We start from the raw sequence: 20,062 nt of genomic DNA on the forward strand, positions 1-20,062 counted from the left end.
CGCCGCCGAAGCCGCCACCGCCGCCGAAGTCACGGCGCGGGGGACGGTCGCCGAAGTCGCGCCGCGGGGGACGATCGCCGAAGCCGCCGCCGCCGCCGGCGAAGTCGCGCCGGGGCGGTCGGGCACCGGCGCCGCCACCTTCGCCGCGCTTCAGCTCGACGATGCGGGTCACGAGGCGCCGACCCTGGCGATCCGTGCCGATCTCGCAGACCAGCTTGTCGCCGGTATCGGGGGGTTCGATCCCAGCCTCGGTCAGGGCCGAGGCGTGGAAGAAGACGTCATTGCCGTCGGGTCCGAGGACGAAGCCGAAGCCTTTCCGGCTGTTGTACCACTTCACCTCGGCCTCGATGGGCCCGGAGCCACCCTGGTTCTCGAATTCAGACACGTTCCTGCAGGTCCACGCAAAACAAGCGAGCCTGCGGGATGCAGGGTCGCTGTATGTCACAATGGCATCGACGCCACGGCAAAGCGAGAAAAATCGCCGCGATACGACCCCGGGTGGTCAGGCGAAGCGCCGCGGATCGAAGGGCGCGACCGGAATCTCCGGCGCCTCGCCCGCCAGCAGCGATGCCACCACCCGCCCCGTTCGCGCCCCGGCCACGAGCCCGGTATGGCCATGGCCGAAGGCGTGGACGACATCCGGCGTGGCGCTCGCCGGACCAAGGCAGGGCTTGCCGTCGGGCATGGACGGGCGGTGGCCCATCCATACCTTCACCCGATCCGCCGGCAGGTCCCGCGGCAGGCCTGGGAAGCAGCGGAGCAGGTGGTCGCGCAGGATGGCCGAGCGCTGCCAGTTGGGCGCGGCATCGAGCCCCGCGATCTCCACCTGGCCGGCGCAGCGCAGCCCGTTCTCCGTCCGCATGATGGACATCTTGCCGTCGGAGGGCATGAGCCCGTGCCGCGGCGAGACCTCTGGCGCCGAAAGCTCGGCGTGGTAGCCGCGCTCGGTCTCGAGCGGCACGGCATCACCGGCCGCGGCCGCCAGCGGCCTGGCGAAGGCGCCGGCGGCGATCACCGCGGCATCGGCGGCGACATCCCCCTGGTCCGTCCGCACGGCGCGGAGACGCCCGCCCTCGATCGCGAAGCCGGTCGCCCGCGCGCGCCGGTGGGTCGCCCCCTGCCCGACCGCGTGGGCGACCAGCGCCGCGGTATAGGCGCCGGGGTCGGTGCAGTGCCCGCCTTCCTCCACCATCACGCCGAAGGTGTAGCGGCGGTCGAGCTCGGGTTCCCGCTGGCGGAGTTCGTCGGCATCGAGTTCCAGCCAGCGCACGCCGACCTTGTGGCGGATCTCCCAGGCCTTGGCCTCGGCCTCGAAGTCCGCCCGCGTGGGGTAGATGTAGATCAGGCCGCGGCGCTCGATCAGGTGGCCGACGCCGGCTTCCTCGGCCAGCGCCTTGTGCAGCGCGGGCGCGTCGACAACGAGCGGGCGCAGCGCGCGGGCCGCCTCCTCCACCTTCTCCCAGGTCCAGCCGGCGGCGAGGTAGCGCAGCAGCCACGGCGCGACGCGCGGGAAATAGGACCAGCGGATGGCGAGCGGGCCGAGCGGATCGCTCAGGAACTTCGGCAGTTTCTTCCACAGCCCGGGCACGGCGGGCGGGATCACCGACATGGGGCTCAGCCAGCAGCCATTGCCGTAGGAAGCCGCCTGTTCCCCGCCAGGGTCGGCAGGGTCGAGGATGGTCACCCGGAAGCCGCGGCGCAGCGCCTCGACCGCCGTGCAGGCGCCGACGATGCCGGCGCCGATGACGACGACGTGGCGGCTCATGAGGCGCGGGTCTTGCCGATGACCTTCGATGGTCCGGACTGCACCGCGACGCCGGCGAGGTGCTGGTCGAGGAAGAACAGCCTGTCCTGGCCCCAGAGCCAGAGGTCGCCGCAGAAGAAGGTCGGCGCGCCGAAGACGCCGCGGGCGACAGCCTCCTGGTTGTTGCGGTCCCATTCCGCCATCACGGACTGGCTTTCCTCCTCCCGGTGCAGGGCGTCGCCGGGCAGGCCTTCCTCCTCGGCGATCGCCACGCGGACGCGAGGGTCGGCGATGTCGCGCTCATCCACCCACAGCGCGCGAAGCATGGCGTGGGAGAGCGCCTGCGCATCCATCCCGCGCGCCTGCGCGGCCATCACCATGCGCCCGGCCTGGCGCTGGTCGGTCGGCGGGTAGTGCTTCGGCTTCAGCTTGATCGGCATCTTCAGGTGGCGCGACCAGCGGTCGAGTTCGAGCGCGTGGTAGTCCTGCCGCGGCTCGGGACGGGTGCGCAGCGGTATGCCGCCGGTGTGCTTGATGACCAGGCGGAAATCATAGGGTCGCAGCAGCAGCGTCGCGCCGTGGCGCTTCACGATGTCGGTAAGCTGCGGGCCCGCGAAGTACATCCAGGGGCTCGACAACGTGTAGAAGCACTCGACGGTCTGTCCCATGGCGCTCACCCCTTCTGCGTGCGGCCGGGATCATGGCCCGCCAGCAGCGAGACATGGGCCGAGACGACGCGCCAGCCGTGTTCGGGCAGGCGCACCATGATCTTCGTCTCCCGCCCGATCAGGCCTGTACCGACGCGCTCGTATTCCAGATGGGTGCAGGCGAAGTCGCGGCCGAAGGCGGTGATGTGCACCTTGCGCGTCACCCGCGCGGCGTAGGACTTCACCGTGGCGCGGAAGGCGCGGATGGCATCGATGCCGTAGAGGATCTCGGTGACGCCGAAGCGCACCGTGCGCGGGTCCGGCCAGAAGGAGGCGTCGAGCACCTCCGTGTCGTTGCCGGCGATCGCCGCCTCATAGCGGTCGAAGACCGCGCGGGCCTCGGCGATGGTTTCGGGATTGTCGATGTCCATCGCCCGCCGCCCCCATCCTTCGTCGGGGCGACGGCCAGGCGGCCGGGACCCGAGCCGGGTCGGTCATTCGCCCGGTGTCGAGCCAGTGATACCCCGTGTGTCGAGATGCGTGAAGGACGTGCCGTAGGCCTTGATATAGCCCCGGAAGACGAACCAGCAGCCGAAAAGCCCGGTGCTGAACTTGCGCGGCAGCTCCCCGAACGGAATGTTGCCCGCGGAAATGCGCACTGGCTTCCGCTCGAAATCCAGGGCGCTCCAGAACCACCGATCGTTTTCCCACGATTTCAGCACGGCCTTCACCGTGGCCGGCGGCACGCCAGTCACCTTGAAGTCGAGCGCCGAGAAGGCTTGGTGCTGGCTGAGCTTGGCGCGGCCCGGGTTGTTGGCCGGGTCGTTCCAGGCCTCCGTACGGTAGCCGCTGATCAGCTTGATCGACGCGCCGAGTTCTTCCCGCAGCGCGTCGAGCACGACGATCGTGGGTACGATGTTGTGCCACATGCCGAGCGGCGGTGGACCGTTCTTGGGCTGGTAGCGGCCGACGAGCAACTCGTCCGCCGTGAAGTGCTTGAGGCCGATCGAGCCGACGAACGCTTCGAACTTGGACTTGTCGAATGACATGGCGGCGTCCTCCCGAAGAAGCGCGACGCCGGAGCTGTAGCTTTCTCACGATTTCGAGCGTGATGCGGCGGGTCACACGGCGCACATGCCCGGACATGAAAAGGGCCGGCGCAAGGCCGGCCCTTCCATTGCGTTGCGGCGCGGTTCAGCCCGCGGCGGCGACGGCCCGCTTGGCCATCACGGTGACCAGATGCGCACGGTACTCCGCGCTGCCATGGATGTCGGCGTTCAGCCCATCGGCCGCCTGCTTCACGGCCGCGACGGCGTCCGCCGACCAGTTGGCCGACAGTGCCTTTTCCATGTCCGCCTGACGGAACACGCAAGGAGCGGCACCGTTGATCGCGACGCGCACGCCCATCGGGCCCTTCGAGACGAAGGCGCCGGCCATGACGTAGCGGCTCGCCGGGTTCTTCATCTTGGCGTAGCCGGCCTTTTCCGGGATCGGGAACTCGATCGCGGTCAGGATCTCGTTCGGCTCCAGCGCCGTGGTGAACATGCCGAGGAAGAAGTCATCCGCGGCGATCTTGCGCGCGGAGGTGTGCACGGTCGCGCCGAGCCCGAGCACGGCCGCGGGATAGTCCGCCGCCGGGTCGTTGTTCGAGACCGAGCCGCCGATCGTGCCGCGGTTGCGCACCTGCACGTCGCCGATATGGCCGGCGAGATAGGCGAGCGCGGGAATGGAAGCGGCCACCTCGGCGCTCGTCGCTACCTCGACATGCCGGGTCAGCGCGCCGATGACGATGGCATTGCCGACGCGCCTGATGCCCTTCAGCTCCGCGATGCCGGACAGGTCCACCAGCGCGGAAGGCTTGTTGAGCCGGTGCTTGAGCGCGGGCAGCAGCGTGTGCCCGCCCGAGACCGCCTTGGCGTCCGGATCGGCCAGCAGCTTCACCGCATCCGCGACGCTGGCCGGCTTGTGATAGGCGAAATCATACATGCTCTGTGCTCCTTGCCTCGCTGGCCGGCCGATTCACGCCTCCGGGCCGTGGCGGGGTCGCCGCCAAGCCCTCCGGCGATCGGCCGGCGATCCTGTCCCTATTCCGCCGCCATCCTGCGGCCGCCATTGATGATCTGCCAGATCTTGGCCGGCGTGGCCGGCATGTCCAGCGTCCGCACGCCGTAGTCGCGCAGCGCGTCCACCACCGCGTTGATGACGGCCGGCGGCGAGCCGATCGCGCCCACTTCCCCGCAGCCCTTCACGCCGAGCGGATTGTGCGTGCAGAGCGTGGTGTGGGTCGCGACCGAGACCGGCGCGAGGTCGTCCGCGCGCGGCATGGTGTAGTCCATCATGGACCCCGAGAGCAGCTGGCCGCTCGCGTCATAGACGCAGGTTTCCAGCAAGGCCTGGCCGATGCCCTGGGCGATGCCGCCCTGCACCTGGCCTTCGACGATCATCGGGTTGATGACGCGCCCGACATCGTCGACCGCGGTGAAGTTCACCATCGAGACCTTGCCCGTCTCCGGGTCGATCTCGACTTCCGCGATGTGGCAGCCGCCCGGATAGGTGAAGTTCTTGGGGTCGTAGAAGGCGGTCTCCTCGAGGCCGGGCTCGAGTTCCTCGATAGGGTAGTTGTGCGGGACGTAGGCCGCGACCGAGATGTCCACCAGCGCCTTGGTCTTGTCCGTGCCCGCGACGCGGAAGGTGCCGCGGTCGAACTCGATGTCGTCGACCGAGGCTTCCATCAGATGGGCGGCGATGCGCTTACCCTTGGCGATGATCTTGTCCATCGCCTTCATCATCGCCGACCCGCCGACCGCAAGCGAGCGCGAGCCATAGGTGCCCATGCCGAAGGGTACCTTGGCCGTGTCGCCATGCACGATGTCGACCTGCGCGGTGGGCACGCCGAGCTTGTCGGCGACCAGCTGGGCGAAGGTCGTCTCATGCCCCTGCCCGTGGCTGTGCGCGCCGGTCAGCACCGTGACGCTGCCGGTCGGATGCACGCGGATCGTGCCGACCTCATATAGGCCCGCGCGCGCGCCGAGGCTGCCCACCACGGCCGAGGGCGCGATGCCGCAGGCTTCGAGGTAGGTCGAGATGCCGATGCCGCGCAGCTTGCCGCGCTTGGCGGACTCCGCGCGGCGCGCCTCGAAGCCCGCCCAGTCGGAGGTCTTCAGCGCCTCATCCAGCGTCGCGTGGTAGTTGCCGCTGTCGTATTGCAGCGCGACCGGCGTCTGGTAGGGGAAGGCGTCGGTCGGGATGAAGTTGCGCCGGCGCAGATCGACGCGGTCGATGCCCGTTTCCTGCGCCGCCACGTCCATCAGCCGCTCCAGCAGGAAGGTCGCTTCCGGCCGGCCGGCGCCGCGATAGGCATCGACGGGGACGGTGTTGGTGAAGACGGCCTTCACCTCGCAATAGATCACCGGCGTCGTGTACACGCCGGCGAGCAGCGTAGCGTAGAGATAGGTCGGCACGCAGGGCGCGAAGGTCGACAGGTAGGCGCCCATGTTCGCGAGCGTGGACACACGCAGGCCGAGGATCTTGCCCTCCGCATCCAGCGCGAGTTCCGCATGCGAGACATGGTCGCGCCCGTGCGCGTCCGACATGAATGACTCGCTGCGGTCGGCGGTCCACTTCACCGGGCGGGCGAGCTTGCCGGCCGACCAAGTGACGATCGCCTCCTCGGCATAGTGGTAGATTTTCGACCCGAAGCCGCCGCCGACATCGGGGGCCACCACGCGGAGCTTGCTTTCGGGGATGTGCAGCACGTTCGCACCCATCAGCAGGCGGATGACGTGCGGGTTCTGGCTCGTCGTCGTCAGCGTGTAGTCGCCCGTGGTGCGGTCGAACTCGCCGAGGGCCGCGCGCGGTTCCATCGCGTTCGGGATCAGGCGGTTGTTCACGAGGTCGAGGCTGACGACCTTGGCGGCCGAGGCGAAGGCCGCGTCCACCACCGCCTTGTCGCCGATGTGCCAGTCGTAGCAGAGGTTGCCCGCCACGCCGTCATGGATCGGCGCGGCACCGGGCTTCAGCGCGGCGTCCATCGTCGCCGCGGCCGGCAGCACGTCGTAGTCCACCAGGATCGCTTCGGCCGCGTCGCGCGCCTGCTCGCGCGTCGCCGCGATGGCGACGGCGACCGGATCGCCGACATGGCGGACCTTGTCGATGGCGAGCACCGGATGCGGCGGCTCGGCCATCGGCGAGCCGTCCTTGTTGTGGATCTGCCAGCCGCAGGGCAGGCCGCCGATGTTGTCGCGCGCCATGTCGGCGCCGGTGAAGACCGCGACGACGCCCGGCATCGCGGCCGCCGCCTTGGTGTCCACGGCCTTGATGCGCGCATGCGCGTGCGGGCTGCGCAGGATCCAGGCGTGCAACTGGCCCTGGCGATTGAAATCATCCGTGTAGGCGCCGCGGCCCTGAAGGAAACGGAAATCCTCCTTCCTGCGGACGCTCGCTCCGATGCCTTCGAACGGGGTCACCACGTTCATGGTCGTTTGCCTCTCCCTTGGGGCTTCTTCTGGGGGCCCGGGATTTGCCGGGCCGCTTCTTGGGGCGCGCATCGCGCGCCCGGGTGGCGCGGCCTATTCGGCCGCGCGCGCGATCTCGCTCCGCTTGCCGTGCATCACATCGGCCGCGGCGGCGATCGCCTTGACGATGTTGTGGTAGCCCGTGCAGCGGCACAGATTGCCCTCGAGCCCCTCGCGGATCTGCTGTTCCGTCAGGCCCTGCGGGTTCTTCTGCACCAGGTCGATGGCGGACATCACCATCCCCGGCGTGCAGAAGCCGCACTGCAGGGCGTGGTATTCGCGGAAGGCTTCCTGCATCGGGTGCAGCGTGCCGTCGGGCTTGGCGAGCCCTTCGATCGTCGTGACGTTCGCGCCATTCGCCATCACGGCGAGCGTGGTGCAGGACTTCACGCTCTCGCCGTTGATGTGCACGACGCAGGCGCCGCACTGGCTGGTGTCGCAGCCGACATGCGTGCCGGTCAGGCGCAGCGTCTCCCGCAGCAGTTCGACGAGGAGGGTGCGGCCCTCAACCTCCGCCGTGTGGGTCTGGCCGTTCACGGTCAGCGTGACCTGCGGCATCGTTCGTCTCCCCGAGAGTTCCGTTGGTGATCGGGCATGTGGCGCCCGTGCGATGGGGCGCAAGCCTCGCGCCGGCGCCCATGCCTCGTCAAGCGTCGACGGGCGGCAGGTGGCGCGCCATCCGTCGAATGCGAACGAATCTCAATAACGTCGCAACCGCATGATTCCCGGCGGTTGCGACAGCACGAATGGACGGGGTGCGGGAGGAGCAGGACGCCCCTGCCCGCCCGTCAATGATGCGCGATGACCGCGGCGCCACGTGCCCCGGCCAGCGGGTTTTCCGAAGCCGGCCGGTCGTGCAGGTGGCAGGCCGCGAAGTGGCCTTCCTCGGTCGGGCGCAGCTCGGGCTCCTCCTTGCTGCACCGGTCGAAGGCGTAGGGGCAGCGCGTGTGGAAGCGGCAGCCCTTGGGCGGATTGATCGGGGATGGCACGTCGCCGGTCAGGATGATGCGCTCGCGCTGCGCGCCCGGTTCGGGCACCGGCACGGCCGACAGCAGGGCTTCCGTGTAGGGGTGCTTCGGGGCCGCGAAAAGCTGGCGCTTGGGGGCCACTTCCACGATCTTGCCGAGATACATCACCGCCACGCGGTGCGTCATGTGCTCGACGATCGCGAGGTCATGGCTGATGAACAGCATGGCGAGGCCGAGTTCCTTCTGCAGATCCTGCAGCAGGTTCACGATCTGCGCCTTGACCGAGACGTCGAGGGCGGAGACCGCCTCGTCGCAGATGATGAGGTCCGGGTCTGCCGCGAGCGCGCGCGCGATGCAGATGCGTTGGCGCTGCCCACCCGAGAATTCGTGCGGCCAGCGGCCCACCGCATCCCGCGGCAGGCGCACGCGGTCCATCAGGTCGCCCACGCGCTTCTCGATGTCCGCGGCGTCCTTCGCCAGGCCGAAGTTGCGGATCGGCTCGGCCAGGATGTCGCGCACGCGCATGCGCGGGTTGAGGCTGCTGAACGGGTCCTGGAAGACCACCTGCATCCGCCGGCGCATCGGGCGCAGCGTGCCCGAGGGCATGTCGTCGATGCGCGTGCCGTCCAGGTTCACGCTGCCGCCCGTGATCGGGAACAGCCGCAGGATGGCCTTGCCGACGGTGGACTTGCCGCAGCCGGATTCACCGACCAGCGACAGCGTCTCTCCCTTGGCGATCGAGAAGGACACGCCGTCCACGGCATAGACGTAGCCGGTACGCCCGCCGAAGAAGCCGCCATGGATGGGGAAGTGCTTCTTGAGGTCGTTGACCTCGAGGATGGGGGTGCTCATGCGGCAAGCGCGTCCTTGAGAGCGTAGTGGCAGGCCGCGATATGGCCCGGCGCCTTTTCCTCGAGCGCGGGCGCGACCTTGGTGCAGAGATCCGTCGCGTGCGCGCAGCGGGAAGCGAAGACGCAGCCTTCGAGCTTGCGCTTCAGGCTCGGGACCACGCCGGGGATTTCCTGCAGGCGCGTCTCGACCCCGGTGAGCGAGGAGCCGAGCTTGGGCATCGATCCGAGCAGCCCCTGCGTATAGGGATGGCGCGGGTTGCGGAACAGGCGGCCGACCTCGGCCTCCTCGACCTTGCGCCCGGCGTACATCACGATCACGCGCTCGGCCACTTCCGCCACCACGCCCAGGTCGTGGGTGATGATGACGATCGCCGCCCCCACGGTGCGCTTGAGGTCGCGCATCAGGTCCAGGATCTGCGCCTGGATCGTCACGTCCAGCGCCGTGGTGGGTTCGTCCGCGATCAGCAGCTTCGGATTGCAGGCCAGCGCGATGGCGATCATCACGCGCTGGCGCATCCCGCCCGAGAGCTGGTGCGGGTATTCGCGCACGCGCCGCCGGGCTTCGGGGATGCCGACCAGGTTCAGCATGTCCACCGCGCGGTTCTCCGCCGCCTGGGCCGAGAGGCCCTGGTGCAGGCGCAGCGTCTCCCCGATCTGCCGTCCCACCGTGAGCACGGGGTTCAGGCTGGTCATGGGCTCCTGGAAGATCATGCTGATCTCGTTGCCGCGGATGTCGCGCATCTCGCGGTCCGAGCACTTCAGCAGGTCGCGGCCGTTGAAGCGGATCGCACCCGCGATCTTGCCCGGCGGCTCGGGGATGAGCCGCAGGATGGACATGGCGGTGACCGACTTGCCGCAGCCGGATTCGCCCACGATGGCGACCGTCTCGCGCGCCTCGACATGGAAGGACACGCCATCCACCGCCCGGTTGATGCCGTCGCGCGAGCGGAAATGGGTCTGGAGGTTGTCGACTTCGAGCAGGGCCATCGGACTCAGATCCTCTTTGCCATGCGCGGGTCCAGCGTATCGCGCAGGCCATCGCCCAGCATGTTCACCGCGAGCACGGTGATCGACAGGAACACGGCGGGGAAGAACACGATGTAGGGCTTCACCTGCCACAGGGCCCGGCCCTCGGCCATGATGTTGCCCCAGGACGGGATGATCGGCGGCGTGCCCGCGCCGATGAAGGACAGGATGGATTCCGTGATCATGGCGGAGGCGCAGATGAAGGTCGCCTGCACCGTCATGGGCGCGATGGTGTTGGGCAGGATGTGGCGCCAGATGATGACCGGCGTCCGCGTGCCCGCCGCCACCGCGGCATCGACATAGGGCTGTTCGCGCAGCGACAGCACCACGCCGCGCACCAGGCGCGACACGCGCGGCACCTCGGCGATGGTGATGGCGATAATCACGTTCTGCACCGACCCGCGCGTCAGCGCCATCAGCGCGATGGCGAGCAGGATCGGCGGGATCGACATCATGCCGTCCATCACGCGCATGACGATGCTGTCCGCCCAGCGCACGAAGCCCGAGACGAGGCCGATGGTCAGGCCGATGATCGATGCGCAGATCGCCACCGAGAAGCCGACGATGAGCGAGACGCGCGCCCCGTAGATCACGCGCGAATAGACGTCCCGGCCCAGCATGTCCGTGCCGAACCAGTATTCGGCCGAAGGTTCGCGCGTGCGCCGCGCGGGGGCGAGCGCCGTCGGGTCCACGGTCCAGAACAGCGGCGCGAACACCGCCATGATCACCATCAGCAGCACGATGCCACCGCCGATCGCGATGGTGGGATTGCGGTAGATGAAGCCCCACAGGCCGTGGCGTGCCTTCACCGGGGGCATGATGTCGCCCATCGGGGCCGCGGCGGCGACCTTGGCCGCCGAGACGTCGGCCGGGCTGAGGACGGATGCGGAGGCCATCAGTAGCGGATCCTCGGGTCAAACAGGGTGTAGAGGATGTCGATCAGCAGGTTGACCAGCACGTAGGTGAAGGAGAACAGCAGCACCACGCCCTGGATCACGGGGTAGTCGCGCCGCAGGATCGCATCCACGGTCAGGCGCCCCAGCCCGGGGATGGCGAACACGCTCTCGGTCACGACGGCGCCGCCGATCAGCAGGGCGATGCCGATGCCGATCACGGTGACGATCGGCACCGCCGCGTTCTTCAGCGCGTGCAGGAACAGGATGCTGCGCTGCCCCGCGCCCTTGGCGCGCGCGGTGCGGATGTAATCCTGCTGCAGCACCTCGAGCATCGAGGCGCGGGTGATCCGCGCGATCAGGGCGATGTAGACCGACCCGAGCGCGACGGCGGGCAGGATCAGGTTCTCGATCCAGGGGAAGAAGCCCTCGCTGAAGGGCGTGTAGCCCTGCACCGGCAGCCATTCGAGTTCGAGCGCGAAGACATAGGCGAGCAGGTAGCCCACCACGAAGACGGGCACCGAAAAGCCCAGCACCGCGAAGGCCATGACGAACTTGTCGACGAAGGTGCCGACCCGCGCCGCCGCGATCACGCCCATCGGCACCGCGATCGAGACGGCAAGGATGAGCGTCACGACCATCAGCGACAGGGTGGGTTCCAGCCGCTGCTTGATCATCAGCGACACCGGCAGGTTCGTGAAGATCGACACGCCGAGGTCGCCGCGCAGGATGTCGAAGACCCAGGCCCCGAACCGCACCAGATAGGGGCGGTCGAGGCCGAGGCTCGCGCGGATGCGCTCGACATCCTCCGGGGTGGCCTGGTCACCCGCGATCACCGCCGCCGGGTCGCCCGGCGCGATGTAGAGAAGGCTGAAGACGAACAGCGCGACGACCGCCATCACGGGGATGGTGGCCAGCACGCGTCGGACGACATAGGCGAACATGATCGCGGGTTACCTGTCAGTTGGTCAGGACTTGGAGACGCCCCAGGCGAAGGGAATCGGTCCCTTCACGATGCCAGAGACATTCCGGCGCCAGGCCTGGTAGCCGAGGAAGAAGCCCGTCGGGCAATAGACGACATTCTCGACCGCCGCACGGTTGAGGCGGCCGATCGCCGCGCGCTCCTGCTCGAGGTTCGGCGCCTGGATCCAATTCGGCACCTCGGCCTCGACCGCCGGCACGTTCGGCCAGCCGAACCAGGCGCCGTCGCCATTCGCGCGCACCGCGTTGTAGAGCACCGGGTTGATGGCGTCCGCGCCGGCGTGCCAGGTGTGGAACATGCCCCAGCCGCCCTGGTTGGGCGGGTTCTTCACGGCGCGGCGCTGGCCGACGGTGCCCCAGTCGGTCGCGACGTAGTCGACATTCATGCCCAGGCGCTTCAGCAGGTCCGCCGTCACGTCGCCCTGCGCCTTGGTGATCGGCTGGTCCTGCGCGACGAGGCAGATCACCGGCTCGCCGGCATAGCCCGATTCGCGCAGCAGCGCGCGGCCGCGCTCAAGGTTCGCGGCCTTCATCATCTCGCCGCCTTCCTCGGTGTAGAGCGGCGTGCCGGGCGTGAAGAAGCCGCCCAGGGTGCGCCACAGGCTGCGGTCGTCGCCCACCAGCGCGGTCATGTAGTCCTGCTGGCTCAGAGCCGTCATCACCGCCTGGCGCACCTTCACGTTGTTGAAGGGCGGATGCAGGTGGTTCATCCGGAAGCTGCCGATGTTGCCGAGCGGATCGGCGATGTCGACCTGGATGTTGCGGTTACGGCGAAGCACCGGCACGAGGTCGGTGATCGGGTTCTCCCACCAGTCGACCTCGCCGTTCTGCAGGGCTGCGGAAGCGGTGGCCGGGTCGGGCATGATCACCCACTCGACGCGGTCGACCATCATGCGCTTGCCGCCCGCGAGCCAGCTCGCCGGCTCGTTGCGCGGCACGTACTGGTCGAAGCGCGTGAAGACGGCGCGCGCGCCCGGTACCCATTCGTTGCGCGCGAAGCGCATCGGGCCGGAGCCGACATACTCGTTGATCTGCGTGAAGCTGTCGAAGCGCGACGCGATGCGCTCGGGCATGATGAAGCACATCGGCGTCGCGTTCTTGCCGAGCGCCATCTTCATCTTGGTGAAGGGCGCGCTCAGCACCCAGCGGAACGTCCGGTCGTCCACCGCGCTGAGCTCGACATTGAGCGCGCGCAGCAGCTGGCCCATCGGGTCGCGCGGCATCCAGCGGTTGATCGAGGCGACGACGTCGCGCGCGCGCACCGGCTCCCCGTCATGGAAGCGCAGGCCCTCGCGCAGCTTGAACGTCCAGGTCTTGCCGTCGGAGGAGACTTCCTCCCCCTCGACCATCTGGCGCTGCGGCTCCAGCCGCTCGTCGAACCCGTAGAGCGTGTCCCACACCAGCACGGACGCGTTGCGCACGACATACTGCGTGCCCCAGATCGGGTCGAAATTCGCGAGGTTGGCCTGCGGCACGAAGCGCAGCGTCCGCGCGGCGGCACCCTGCGACAGCGCCGGCGAGGACAGCCCGCCAGCCGAGCCGATCGCGGCAACGCCGGCGCCAGCCTTGAGAAACGTTCTGCGGTCCATACAAACTCTCCCTGTTGGCGTCCTGGCAAGGCCTCCCCTGCCCGGTTGCCGGTCACATTGCATCATCCGTGTGCGCCCGACCAGCACCCGGCCGAGGCCCGGATGCAGGCGCCGTCATGGCTCCGCACCGGCCCTTTCGGAGGACCCGAAGGGCCTAGCACCGGGCGTGCCAGAAGGTCTCTCAGCTCTTGCCGACGTTCCAGAAAACGGTCGCCGGGGCACGGAACATCCCCGTGACATTCCGTCGCCAGGCCGAGGGCTGCCAGTAGTAGCCGAGGGGGATGTAGTACATCGCGGCCATCGCCTCCCGGTTCAGCGCCTCCCCGATCCGGCGGCCTTCCGCGGGGTCCCCGCCCTTCTCCACCCATTCGGCGCGCAGGCGCTCGACCTCCGGCACGTTCGGCCAGCCGAACCAGGCGTCGTTGCCGTTCGCGCGCAGGAACAGGTGGAAGACCGGCAGCGCCAGCGACTGGCCGGAGGAGGTGGTGTGGATGATGCTCCACCCCCCGCGCTCCACCGGCTCGCGCGAGGTGCGCCGCTGCACGAGCGTGCCCCAGTCCGCCGCGATGAGCTCGAGATTCATGCCGAGCCGGCGAAGGATGTCCGCCGTCATCAGCGACAGGGCGTTGATCTGCGGATAGTCGCCCGGCGCGATCAGCACGACCTTCTCGTTGTTGTAGCCCGCCTCCCGCAGCGCGGCGCGCGCGCGGTCGATGTTGCGCACCTTGAGCACGTCGCTGCCCACCTCGTTGGCCAGCGGCGTGTCGCAGGTGAACACACCCTCGCACACCCCCCAGCCGGCCGGATCGTCCCCGGCGACGGCGCGCAGGTAGTCGCGCTGGTCCACCGCCATCGCGACCGCGCGGCGGATCGCAGGGTTGTTGAAGGGCGGCTGCAGCGTGTTGAAGCGCGCCACGCCATAGGTGCCGTCGGTCAGCCGCTGTTCCACCACCACGTTGCGGTTGCGCCGCAACATCGGCAGCAGGTCGTGCAGCGGGTATTCCCAGTAGTCGTGCTCCCCCTGCGCAATGGCGTTGGCACTCGTCGCCGGGTCGCTGATGATCGTCCATTCGACGCGGTCGATGCGCGGCACACGCCCACCGGCGAGCCCATCGACCGGTTCCTGCCGCGGCACGTAGCGCTCGTTCTTTGCCCAGGCGGCGCGCTGCCCGGGGTTCCATTCGTCGCGCAGGAAGCGGAACGGGCCCGACCCGATCGTGTCGCGAATCTGCTGGAACGCGTCTGTCTGCGCGATGCGCTCGGGCATCACGAAGCAGGGGAACTGCGTCTGGCCGAGCGCCATCAGCAGCAGCGGCGTCGGGCGATGCAGCCTGAAGCGGAAAGTCCGGTCGTCCACCGCAGCGAGCTCGGCCACGTTGGGCCAGAGCACCTGCATGAACGGGTCGCGCCGCCGCCAGCGGTCGATCGAGGCCACGCAGTCCTTCGCCAGCACCCGCTCCCCGTCATGGAACATCAGCCCGTCGCGCAGGCGGAAGGTCCAGGTCAGCTGATCCTGGGAGACGTCCCAGCCTTCGGCCATCTGCGGCTTCACCGCGCCGGCCGCGTCGGTCGCGCAGATCTGGTCGTAGATCAGGAAGGCGTTGTTGCGCGTGACGACGGCAGTCGTCCACACCGGGTCCAGGCTCGTCAGGTTCGCCTGTGGGATGACGCGCAGCGTGCGCGCGGCCGCCCCTTGCGCGATCGCGGGCGCGGCGGCGCCGCCGGCGGCGATCCCCGCCGTGGCGCCGAGGAAGGTCCTACGTTCCATGGCCATTCTCCCTTCAGGTCCTGCGGATGCCCCAGTAGAGCGCGAGCCCCGGCACGCGCCCGGTCAGGTTGCGCCGGAGCGCCGTCATCGACAGGTAGGAGCCGACCGGCACATAGGGCAGCTCGTCCATCGCCACGCGCTGCATCTCGCGCGCAAGGCGCTGTTCGGTCGGCAGGTCCGGCGCCTCGAACCACGCGTCGCGCAGTTCCTCCAGGCGCGGGATGTCCGGCCAGCCGAACCAGGCGTTGGTGCCGTTGCCGCGCAGCGGGAAATGCGCCGCCGGATCGACGAAATCGACCGAGGAGAAGGAGGTGAAGAGCATGTTCCACCCCCCGCGGTCGAAGGGCTCGCGCGACGTGCGGCGCTGCACGGTCGTGCCCCAGTCCGTCAGCACGATGTCGGCGTTGAAGCCCAGCCGGCGGACAAGGTCGGCCCCCACCTGCGTCATGGCCGCGGGGGCGAGGATGTCGGTCGGGCCGATCAGGCGCATCGGCTGGTTGGTGTAGCCGGCCTCCCGCATCAGCGCCTTGGCGCGGTCGAGGCTGCGGGGGCCCTTCAGCGCCTCGAGCCCTTCATCGTTGGCAAGCGGCGTGCCCGGCGTGAAGAGGCCGACGCCGGTGCGGTACAGCGCCGCCTCCGTTCCGACCACCGCCTGCATGAAGTCCTCCTGGCTGATCGCCGGAAGGATCGCCTGGCGCATCTTCTTGTCGTTGAAGGGCGCGTGCAGGTGGTTGAAGCGCAGGATGCCGGTCAGCGGTAGCGGGTCGATCGCCTCGATCGCGATGTTGCGGTTGCGGCGGAGCAGCTGCTGGATCTCCGGCGGCGGCTGCTCGTACCAGTCGATCTCCCCGGTCTGCAGCGCGGCCGCAGCCGTCGCGGCATCGACGATGATGTGCCACTCGACGCGGTCGAAATGCGCGATCTTGGGCCCCGCCGTCAGGCTGGTCGTGCCGGAGGAGACCGGGATGTAGTCCCGGTTGCGCTCATAGACCACAAGGCTGCCGGAATTGAACTCGTCCGCCTTGAAGCGGAAGGGGCCCGATCCGATCGCCTCGCGCACCTGCTGGAAGGCGTCGGTGCGCGCGAGCCGTTCCGGCATGATGAAGGCCGGACTGTTCGAGACCTGGCCGAGCGCCTTGAACAGCAGCGGGAATGCGCGCTTGAGCCTGAAGCGCACCCGCCGGTCGTCCACCACATCGAGCGCATCGACCACCGTCGCGAGCTTCTGCCCGAAGGGGTTGCGCCGCATCCAGCGGTTGATGGAGGGCACCACGTCCTGCGCGCGCACCGGTTCGCCATCGTGGAACTTCAGCCCCGGGCGGAGCGTGATGGTGACGGTGCGGCCCTCATCCTCGATCACATGGCCCTCGGCCATCTGGGGCTGCGCCCGGAATTCCGCGTCCAGCCCGTAAAGGCTGTCGTAGATCATGTGGCCGTGGTTGCGGGTGATGTTCGCCGTCGTCCAGATCGGGTCGAGGCTGGTGAGGTTCGCCTGCGGCACCATCTTGAGGACGCGGTTCTGTGCCGGCTGCGCGGTCGCGAATCCTGGCAGCGCGCCGGCCGCACCGGCCACGGCGCCCGCCTTCAGCAGGTCACGACGGTTCATTGCTGTTCTCCCAGCGCTCTTTCGGCGGCATCTGACCAGCCGCGGGCGGGATCGGCAACCCCGCGCTCAGCCGCGCTGGAGGTTCCAGAACACCGGCAGGCCCTTCACCATGCCGGAGATGCCGCGGCGATAGGCAGTGGCCTGGAAATACTGCCCGAGCGGAAGGTAGGGCGCCTCGCGCATCGCCTCGGCCTGCATCTCCCGCGCGATGCGCTGCTGCGCGGCAAGGTCAGGCGCGTCGAGCCAGGCGCCGCGCAGCTCCTCCATCTTCGCCATGGTCGGCCAGCCGAACCAGGCGCGTTCGCCGGTGCCGCGCAACGCCTGGTGCACGCCCGGATGCGCGGTGTCGAGCCCGGCCCAGAAGGTGAAGAACATGCTCCAGCCGCCGCGCTCCGGCGCTTCACGCCGCGCGCGGCGCTGCACCACCGCCGCCCAGTCGGCCGAGAAGATCTCCACGTCGAAGCCGACCTGGCGCAGCATCCCCGCGCCGACATTGGCAAGGGCGGAAAGTGTCGGGAAGTCGTTGGGCGCGAGCAGCACCACCTTCTCCCCGCCATAGCCGGCCTCGGCGATCTCGCGCTTGACGCGCTCGATGTCGCGCGCGGAGGTCAGCGGCCCGAGCCCCTCCTCGCTCGCGAGCGGCGTGCCCGGGGCAAAGAAGCCGACCTCGTCGCGCCACAGGCTGCGATCCTCCCCGATCACGGCCTGCATGAACTCCCCCTGGTTCACCGCGCCGAGCAGGGCGCGCCGGATCACGGCGCGGTCGAAGGGGGGATGGAGGTGGTTGAAGCGCGCCATCCCGACGAAGCCGGTCGGGTCGGGAATCTCCATCACGATGTTGCGGTTGCGGCGCAGCGCGGGCTGGAGGTCGGAGGACGGATTCTCCCACCAGTCGACCTCGCCCGCCTGCAGCGCGGCGGATGCGCTCGCGGCGTCGGGCTGCACATGCCACTCGATGCGGTCGAACAGCGCGCGCTTGGGTCCCGCGGTCCAGGCCACCGCGCCTTCCGCGCGCGGCACGTAGCCGTCGAATCGGGCATAGGCGATGCGGCCGCCGGGAACGCGTTCATCGGCCAGGTAACGGAAAGGGCCACTGCCGATCATCTCGGTCACGGGCCGGGTCGGGTCGGTTTCCGCCAGCCGCTCGGGCATGATGAAGCAGACCGGCGCGGTCACCTTGGCCAGCGCATCGAACAGCCGGGGGAAGGGGCGCGAGAGCCGGAACAGGATGGTCCGCTCGTCGGTCGCGGCGATTTCCTCGGTGCGGGCCATCAGCGCCTGGCCCAACGCGTCGCGCTGCGCCCAGCGGCGGATAGAGGCGACGCAGTCCTGCGCACGCACCGCCTCCCCATCGTGGAACTTCAGCCCTTCGCGCAGGCGGATGGCCACCCGCCGGCCGTCATTCTCGACCGTGTGGCCCTCGGCCATCTGGGGCGCGGGCGCGTAGTCCGCGTCCAGGCCGTAGAGCGTGTCGAACACCGCGAAGCCATGCAGGCGCGTGACATTCGCGGTGGTGACGATCGGGTCGAGCACCGCGAGATCGGCCTGCGGGACGAACTTCAGGGTCTTCGGCGCGGCCGCGCTGCCCTGCCCGAGCGCCGGCCGCGCCAGCGCGGGCAGCGCGAAGGCGGCGGCGATCAGGGCACGTCGTTGCATCGGCCAACTCCGGAACGGGCGCCCGTCTTGACCAGATCGGCGGGCCCCGCGCAAGCCGCGCGAGGCCCTGCGCGCATCACGTCCGCCGGACGTTCCAGAACAGCGGCGGCTGGCCCTTCAGCATGCCGGTCAGGTTCCGCCGGAATGCGGTCGGCTGGTAGTACATGCCGGTCGGCACATAGGGCACTTCGTCGAAGGCGATGCGCTGCATCTCGGTCGTCGCGGCCAGCGCGGCGGCGTCGTTCGGCGCGTCGAACCAGGCGTTACGCTGCGCCTCGATCGCCGGGATGGTCGGCCAGCCCGGCCAGGCCGCGTCGCCATGGCCGCGGATCGAGGCATGGCTCGCCGGGTTCCAGTGGTCCACGCCGCTCCAGAAGGTGAAGAAGCCGGACCAGCCGCCCTGGTCGATCGGGTTCTTGCTCGCCCGCCGCTGTACCACCGTGCCCCAGTCGGCGCTGACCAGGTCGACGTTGAAGCCCATGCGGCGGAACAGGTCGGCGCCGACCAGCGTCGCCGCGTTGATCGAGGCAAGGTCGGTCGCGTTCAGCAGCACGAGCCGCGCGCCCATGGCACCCGCCGCCTGCAGCTCGGCCCGCGCCGCGTCGATGTTCTTGCGCAGCCGGTCGAGCCCGACGGTCGAGGCGGAGGGGCTCTCCGGCGCGAAGTAGCCGATCCCTTCCCGCCGCAGGTTCGCCCGGCCAGGGACGCCCGCCTCGCCGATCACGGCCGTCATGAAGTCGATCTGGTTGATCGCCGTGAGCACCGCGCGGCGCACGGCCGGGTTGTTGAAGGGCGCCGTCAGGTGGTTCGGGCGGAAGATCCCGATCAGCCCGGTGCCGTTGATGATGTCCACCGCGATGTTGCGGTTGCGCGCGACCAGCGGGAAGAGGTCCGCCGTCGGCTGTTCCCACCAGTCGATCTCGCCCGCCTGCAGCGCGGCGGCGGCAGTCGAGGCGTCGGGAATGATCCGCCATTCCACGCGGTCGAAATGCGCGACCTTGGGGCCCGCCGTCATCGAGGCGGTGCCGGAGGTGACCGGAACGTAGTCCGCGTTGCGCGCATAGACGAGCGAGGAGCCCGGCACCCATTCGTTCTGCACGAAGCGGAAGGGGCCGCTGCCCACCGCCTCGGCGATGTTGGTGAAGGGATCGACGTTGGCGAGGCGCTCCGGCATCACGAACAGGCAGCTCGTCGTGACCTTGCTGAAGGCCTCGAGCATCTTGGGGAAGGCGCGGTTGAGGCGGATCGCGAAGACCCGGTCGCTCTCCTCGGTCATGTCGGCGACGCGCACCAACAGTTCCTGCCCGAAGGCGTCGCGCCGGCCCCAGCGGCGGATCGATGCGATGCAGTCCCGCCCGCGCACCGGCGTGCCGTCGTGGAACTTCAGCCCCTCGCGCAGCGTGAAGCGCCAGAGCAGCCCGTCATTCTCGACGACATGGCCCTGGACCATCTGCGGCTGCGGGCGGAACTGCTCGTCCATGCCGTAGAGCTGGTCATAGACCAGGAAGGCGTGGTCGCGGGCCACGAAGGCGGTATTCGTGAAGGGATCGATGTTGCCTGGATTGGCGTGCGGCACATAGCGCAGCGTCCGCGCGGCGGCGGTCTGCGCGATGGCGAAGCGCGGCAGGGCCGCGGCGGCGGCGGCGCCGGCCAGCAGGTCGCGTCGGAACATGGGTCCCCGTCTCCGATGGAATTGCGGATGGGAAGCCTAGAGCAGCCGCCGGCCGAGTGGAACCGCCCCAGGGCCGCGCCGATCGGGCATCGGCCGGCCCCCGGACGCCGGGCTTCGAACGCCGCGGCGGCGCAGGCGGGGGGGGGG

Annotated in this window: 17 protein-coding genes; all 17 read right to left on the reverse strand. The window is 69.3% G+C overall.

The genetic code is table 11. The annotated features are described in order from the left end of the window. A partial coding sequence (locus HW577_RS07530; RefSeq protein ID WP_332837530.1) for a cold shock domain-containing protein occupies positions 1 to 385 on the reverse strand: 385 nt, incomplete at its 3' end. Between the two features lie 117 nt (positions 386 to 502). Beyond that, the gene (locus HW577_RS07535) at positions 503 to 1,765 is read right to left on the reverse strand and encodes an NAD(P)/FAD-dependent oxidoreductase (RefSeq protein WP_198375524.1); all 1,263 of its coding nucleotides are present in this window, start codon (positions 1,763 to 1,765) and stop codon (positions 503 to 505) included. Further along, a complete protein-coding gene (locus HW577_RS07540) occupies positions 1,762 to 2,412 on the reverse strand; it encodes a 2-hydroxychromene-2-carboxylate isomerase (protein WP_198375525.1) in 651 nt (216 codons plus the stop codon). Before HW577_RS07540 ends, HW577_RS07535 begins: the two co-directional genes overlap by 4 nt. Positions 2,413 to 2,417: 5 nt before the next feature. Then, the gene (locus HW577_RS07545) at positions 2,418 to 2,822 is read right to left on the reverse strand and encodes an AtzH-like domain-containing protein (RefSeq protein ID WP_198375526.1); all 405 of its coding nucleotides are present in this window, start codon (positions 2,820 to 2,822) and stop codon (positions 2,418 to 2,420) included. 63 nt (positions 2,823 to 2,885) lie between these two features. Beyond that, the gene (locus HW577_RS07550) at positions 2,886 to 3,440 is read right to left on the reverse strand and encodes a D-Ala-D-Ala carboxypeptidase family metallohydrolase (RefSeq protein ID WP_198375527.1); all 555 of its coding nucleotides are present in this window, start codon (positions 3,438 to 3,440) and stop codon (positions 2,886 to 2,888) included. A gap of 145 nt (positions 3,441 to 3,585) precedes the next feature. Then, positions 3,586 to 4,377 carry an FAD binding domain-containing protein gene (locus HW577_RS07555; RefSeq protein WP_198375528.1) on the reverse strand — a complete coding sequence of 264 codons (792 nt, stop codon included), beginning with the start codon at positions 4,375 to 4,377 and terminating at the stop codon, positions 3,586 to 3,588. A 98-nt stretch (positions 4,378 to 4,475) separates the two neighbouring features. Next, positions 4,476 to 6,866, reverse strand: a complete 2,391-nt coding sequence (locus HW577_RS07560; RefSeq protein ID WP_198375529.1) for a xanthine dehydrogenase family protein molybdopterin-binding subunit — start codon at positions 6,864 to 6,866, stop codon at positions 4,476 to 4,478. Between the two features lie 93 nt (positions 6,867 to 6,959). Continuing rightward, on the reverse strand, positions 6,960 to 7,463 hold the full coding sequence (locus HW577_RS07565) for a (2Fe-2S)-binding protein (protein WP_198375530.1): 504 nt from the start codon (positions 7,461 to 7,463) through the stop codon (positions 6,960 to 6,962). Between the two features lie 230 nt (positions 7,464 to 7,693). After that, positions 7,694 to 8,725, reverse strand: a complete 1,032-nt coding sequence (locus tag HW577_RS07570; RefSeq protein ID WP_198375531.1) for an ABC transporter ATP-binding protein — start codon at positions 8,723 to 8,725, stop codon at positions 7,694 to 7,696. Further along, positions 8,722 to 9,711 (reverse strand): ABC transporter ATP-binding protein, encoded by a 990-nt coding sequence (locus HW577_RS07575; RefSeq protein WP_198375532.1) that lies wholly within the window; start codon positions 9,709 to 9,711, stop codon positions 8,722 to 8,724. The genes HW577_RS07570 and HW577_RS07575 overlap by 4 nt, the downstream gene beginning before the upstream one ends. 5 nt (positions 9,712 to 9,716) lie before the next feature. Next, on the reverse strand, positions 9,717 to 10,646 hold the full coding sequence (locus tag HW577_RS07580) for an ABC transporter permease (RefSeq protein WP_232474757.1): 930 nt from the start codon (positions 10,644 to 10,646) through the stop codon (positions 9,717 to 9,719). Then, positions 10,646 to 11,587 carry an ABC transporter permease gene (locus tag HW577_RS07585; protein WP_198375533.1) on the reverse strand — a complete coding sequence of 314 codons (942 nt, stop codon included), beginning with the start codon at positions 11,585 to 11,587 and terminating at the stop codon, positions 10,646 to 10,648. The genes HW577_RS07580 and HW577_RS07585 overlap by 1 nt, the downstream gene beginning before the upstream one ends. Before the next feature lie 24 nt (positions 11,588 to 11,611). After that, positions 11,612 to 13,213 carry an ABC transporter substrate-binding protein gene (locus tag HW577_RS07590; RefSeq protein WP_198375534.1) on the reverse strand — a complete coding sequence of 534 codons (1,602 nt, stop codon included), beginning with the start codon at positions 13,211 to 13,213 and terminating at the stop codon, positions 11,612 to 11,614. A 181-nt stretch (positions 13,214 to 13,394) separates the two neighbouring features. Beyond that, positions 13,395 to 14,981, reverse strand: a complete 1,587-nt coding sequence (locus tag HW577_RS07595) for an ABC transporter substrate-binding protein (protein WP_198375535.1) — start codon at positions 14,979 to 14,981, stop codon at positions 13,395 to 13,397. Positions 14,982 to 14,994: 13 nt separating this feature from the next. Then, complete coding sequence (locus HW577_RS07600) at positions 14,995 to 16,587, reverse strand: ABC transporter substrate-binding protein (RefSeq protein ID WP_198375536.1); 1,593 nt, start codon at positions 16,585 to 16,587, stop codon at positions 14,995 to 14,997. Between the two features lie 66 nt (positions 16,588 to 16,653). Next, positions 16,654 to 18,243, reverse strand: coding sequence for an ABC transporter substrate-binding protein (locus tag HW577_RS07605; RefSeq protein WP_198375537.1), 1,590 nt, complete (start codon positions 18,241 to 18,243; stop codon positions 16,654 to 16,656). A 76-nt stretch (positions 18,244 to 18,319) separates the two neighbouring features. Continuing rightward, a complete protein-coding gene (locus HW577_RS07610) occupies positions 18,320 to 19,915 on the reverse strand; it encodes an ABC transporter substrate-binding protein (protein WP_198375538.1) in 1,596 nt (531 codons plus the stop codon). Positions 19,916 to 20,062 lie beyond the last annotated feature (147 nt).

Origin of the sequence: Neoroseomonas rubea (assembly GCF_016106015.1) — a bacterium.
Lineage (GTDB): Bacteria > Pseudomonadota > Alphaproteobacteria > Acetobacterales > Acetobacteraceae > Neoroseomonas > Neoroseomonas rubea.

Excerpts from the sequence above, each read along its gene's own strand:
- HW577_RS07560 (WP_198375529.1), bottom strand. The coding sequence starts at position 6,866 with ATGAACGTGGTGACCCCGTTCGAAGGCATCGGAGCGAGCGTCCGCAGG.
- HW577_RS07550 (WP_198375527.1), bottom strand. The coding sequence starts at position 3,440 with ATGTCATTCGACAAGTCCAAGTTCGAAGCGTTCGTCGGCTCGATCGGC.
- HW577_RS07575 (WP_198375532.1), bottom strand. The coding sequence starts at position 9,711 with ATGGCCCTGCTCGAAGTCGACAACCTCCAGACCCATTTCCGCTCGCGC.
- HW577_RS07555 (WP_198375528.1), bottom strand. The coding sequence starts at position 4,377 with ATGTATGATTTCGCCTATCACAAGCCGGCCAGCGTCGCGGATGCGGTG.
- HW577_RS07565 (WP_198375530.1), bottom strand. The coding sequence starts at position 7,463 with ATGCCGCAGGTCACGCTGACCGTGAACGGCCAGACCCACACGGCGGAG.
- HW577_RS07605 (WP_198375537.1), bottom strand. The coding sequence starts at position 18,243 with ATGCAACGACGTGCCCTGATCGCCGCCGCCTTCGCGCTGCCCGCGCTG.
- HW577_RS07585 (WP_198375533.1), bottom strand. The coding sequence starts at position 11,587 with ATGTTCGCCTATGTCGTCCGACGCGTGCTGGCCACCATCCCCGTGATG.
- HW577_RS07610 (WP_198375538.1), bottom strand. The coding sequence starts at position 19,915 with ATGTTCCGACGCGACCTGCTGGCCGGCGCCGCCGCCGCCGCGGCCCTG.
- HW577_RS07570 (WP_198375531.1), bottom strand. The coding sequence starts at position 8,725 with ATGAGCACCCCCATCCTCGAGGTCAACGACCTCAAGAAGCACTTCCCC.
- HW577_RS07535 (WP_198375524.1), bottom strand. The coding sequence starts at position 1,765 with ATGAGCCGCCACGTCGTCGTCATCGGCGCCGGCATCGTCGGCGCCTGC.
- HW577_RS07590 (WP_198375534.1), bottom strand. The coding sequence starts at position 13,213 with ATGGACCGCAGAACGTTTCTCAAGGCTGGCGCCGGCGTTGCCGCGATC.
- HW577_RS07545 (WP_198375526.1), bottom strand. The coding sequence starts at position 2,822 with ATGGACATCGACAATCCCGAAACCATCGCCGAGGCCCGCGCGGTCTTC.
- HW577_RS07580 (WP_232474757.1), bottom strand. The coding sequence starts at position 10,646 with ATGGCCTCCGCATCCGTCCTCAGCCCGGCCGACGTCTCGGCGGCCAAG.
- HW577_RS07600 (WP_198375536.1), bottom strand. The coding sequence starts at position 16,587 with ATGAACCGTCGTGACCTGCTGAAGGCGGGCGCCGTGGCCGGTGCGGCC.
- HW577_RS07540 (WP_198375525.1), bottom strand. The coding sequence starts at position 2,412 with ATGGGACAGACCGTCGAGTGCTTCTACACGTTGTCGAGCCCCTGGATG.
- HW577_RS07595 (WP_198375535.1), bottom strand. The coding sequence starts at position 14,981 with ATGGAACGTAGGACCTTCCTCGGCGCCACGGCGGGGATCGCCGCCGGC.